This is a genomic window from Xanthobacter sp. BG11Y11_SDJG, from assembly GCF_057364445.1.
In genome coordinates this window covers 1-595 of sequence record NZ_JBNFNU010000872.1, presented here as the reverse complement: position 1 = coordinate 595, position 595 = coordinate 1, and the positions used below count along the sequence as shown (strand labels likewise).

At 74.8% G+C, this 595-nt stretch carries 2 protein-coding genes; both read right to left on the bottom strand.

Features of this window, described 5'->3' with window-relative positions; all coding sequences use genetic code 11:
- Positions 1 to 35: 35 nt before the first annotated feature.
- Positions 36 to 383 (bottom strand): hypothetical protein, encoded by a 348-nt coding sequence (locus tag AC2W7M_RS27055; RefSeq protein WP_486136324.1) that lies wholly within the window; start codon positions 381 to 383, stop codon positions 36 to 38.
- A complete protein-coding gene (locus AC2W7M_RS27050; protein WP_486136323.1) occupies positions 374 to 502 on the bottom strand; it encodes a hypothetical protein in 129 nt (42 codons plus the stop codon). The genes AC2W7M_RS27055 and AC2W7M_RS27050 overlap by 10 nt, the downstream gene beginning before the upstream one ends.
- Positions 503 to 595: the final 93 nt, after the last annotated feature.

Below are 595 nucleotides of genomic sequence, written 5' to 3'. Positions count from 1 at the left end.
GGAGCCGGCGAGGTCGGGCGTCGCAACGTTCACCGTCACGCTGCGCGCGCGCTCCGCCTTCCGCGCTGCGCACGCCGAGCGTGCCGTCGGCCCCACGCGACAGCGGCAGGATCGCCTCCGCCCCCCTTCTCGCCCATCAGGCCGAGGCCGGAGGCGAGCGGAAAATAGGTCGGCGCCGCCACCACGCCTCCGCGCGCGAACGGCTTCACCTGGCCCTGCTGGATCACCCCGCCATCGGCGAAACCGAGCCCGCCGACGGCACCGGAGAGCAGGCTGGTGAGCCCCTGTTCCAGCGGCTTCAGGGCCGCGGTCAGCGCGAGGCTGGCGAGGCGCTGGGCGAGCTGCTCCAGCACCGTGCCGAGGTCCTTGCCCTTCAGCGCCACGCCGGTGAAGGCGCCCGACAGGGCGCTGGCGAAGCGCGCGCGGAGACCTCGGCCGCCCCCAGCGCGTCCATGGCCTTGCGGGTGTCCACGGACAGTTCGATGTCGACGCTCTCGGTCACGTTTGCCTCCTCTCGGCGCCATCGGGAAAGCGCGCCATCAGCGCGTCGAGCCCGGCGCGCCGGCAGCGGCGCGGCGCGCCTCGGCGCGAGCGT